The following is a 1,974-nucleotide window of genomic DNA, read 5'->3' as shown; positions in this document are numbered from 1 at the left end:
CGAAACCATCATCTCAATGGATCACAGGCCAATGATGCACTAACAATCAACTTGGACCAGTCAGATGAGGCTGCTCATACGGAAGTCCTTCCGCTCAACGCCACAGCCTCAGGATTGTGCATGCTTTGTTTTGGCCCTCCTGCACTTTTGGAAGGCCTCAAAAATCGCGACTTGCCCCGTATTACTGCCTCTACGCTAACGAACCTTGAACTCATTCAAGAACGTCTCGTCGAAGTAAAGGAAACCGGTTGGTCCTATAGTAACGGAAGTTTCGAAACCGGTGTTCATGGCTTTGCAGCCCCGGTTTTCGGAATTGATCAACTGGCGCTTGGGACGGTTTCATTCGCGGTTCCTGAAATCAGAACCGCAGGCGACCGGCAGCCGCCCCTACTGAATACCCTGAAACAAGTTTCGCAAGAGCTTACGGCAATCTTTGGTGGCCAGGCTCCTGCAAACTTTCCAACTGAGTTTCGACCGAGTGTTCGGTCGGACGAATTTCCCGGAGAATTTTGAAATGAAGGATTCCAACTTCCTTAAGGAAAACAACGCCCGCTATTTTTGGCACCCGATGGCGCACCCTGCCGACAGCCAAAAGAACCTACCAACCATTTTGGTCGGCGGCGAAGGGGTTAGCATCATCGATGTGGACGGCCACAAGGCCATCGACGCCGTGGGAGGGTTGTGGAACGTCAATCTGGGCTATTCCTGCGAGCCAGTGAAGCAGGCGATTGCCGACCAACTGAACGCTTTGCCCTATTATTCAACTTTCCGTGGCACCAGCAACGATAAGGCGATCGAATTGTCATTCGAGCTGGCCCGGTTCTTCGAGCCAGATGGATTGACCCGCGCGTTCTTCACTTCGGGCGGCTCCGATTCGGTTGAAATCGCACTGAAATTGGCACGACAGTACCACAAGGTACGCGGCGAGGATGGGCGCACCAAATTCATAAGCTTGAAACAGGGGTACCACGGGACCCATTTCGCTGCAGCGTCGGTCAATGGCAACCAGAAGTTCCGTGCTGCCTACGAACCGATGATGCCTGGATGTTTCCACATCCCGGCACCATGGACTTATCGCAATCCCTTCGACGAGACCGATCCCGAGCGTTTGGCACAGCTTTGCGTCAAAGCATTGGAAGCTGAGATTGCGTTCCAGGGCGCAAATACTGTTGCAGCGTTCATCATGGAACCTGTTTTGGGTGCTGGTGGTGTAATTCCACCGCACGAGAGCTTCATGCCGTTGGTGCGCGAGGTCTGCTCGAAACACGGCGTTCTGTTGATCTCGGATGAAATTATCACAGCCTTTGGCCGCACCGGCAGCGAAAGCGGAGCCCGGCACTGGGGTGTGCAGCCGGACATTATGACGACGGCCAAGGCTATTACGAACGGGTACTTCCCATTCGGCGCTGCGATGATTTCCGGTCAAGTTGCCGAAGTGTTCGAACGCGACACCACTGGCAAAGCCTCCGTCGATCAGGGCTACACCTATTCCGGCCATCCGGTCGGAGCGGCAGCAGCCTTGGCAGCACTTGCGGAAATTAACCGCCTGCGGGTGTGGGAGAACGCCGCCGCTCGTGGGGATGAGCTTTTTTCCGGTCTGAAAAGGCTGGCCGACAAGTACGACGTGGTCGGCGACGTGCGCGGCGGTGAGGGTCTGATGTGCGCGATGGAACTGGTCTCGGATCGCAGCACCAAAGCACCGATTGCCAAGCATCTTCCGTTGCAGGTTCAGAACGCAGCATATGATGACGGTGTCATGGTCCGGGTGTCGGGTAACAACATTATTCTGTCGCCACCACTGATCATCACGTCTGACGATGTGTCCAAGATCCTGTCGGCGCTGGATACCGGTTTGGCGAGCCTTTAAATCTTCCCTGACCTCGCCGTTACAAGGCGGGGTCAGACTTTGACGGCTTGTAGTTCTTCGAGCAGGTTGAGGAGTTGATTGAGTTTTTCTCGTCCCATTTGTTTTTC

Annotated in this window: 2 protein-coding genes; both read left to right on the top strand. The window is 54.7% G+C overall.

From position 1 onward, the window contains the following. The coding region (locus AC2FLO_RS01850) for an IclR family transcriptional regulator domain-containing protein (protein ID WP_496755285.1) at positions 1-513 on the top strand (513 nt) is incomplete at its 5' end. A gap of 1 nt (position 514) precedes the next feature. Further along, positions 515-1,867 carry an aminotransferase class III-fold pyridoxal phosphate-dependent enzyme gene (locus AC2FLO_RS01845; protein WP_480589099.1) on the top strand — a complete coding sequence of 451 codons (1,353 nt, stop codon included), beginning with the start codon at positions 515-517 and terminating at the stop codon, positions 1,865-1,867. Positions 1,868-1,974 lie beyond the last annotated feature (107 nt).

This window comes from Ruegeria sp. TASC047, from assembly GCF_059612445.1.
Note: the sequence above shows the minus strand (reverse complement) of the source record. Positions and strands in the feature narration are given on the sequence as shown.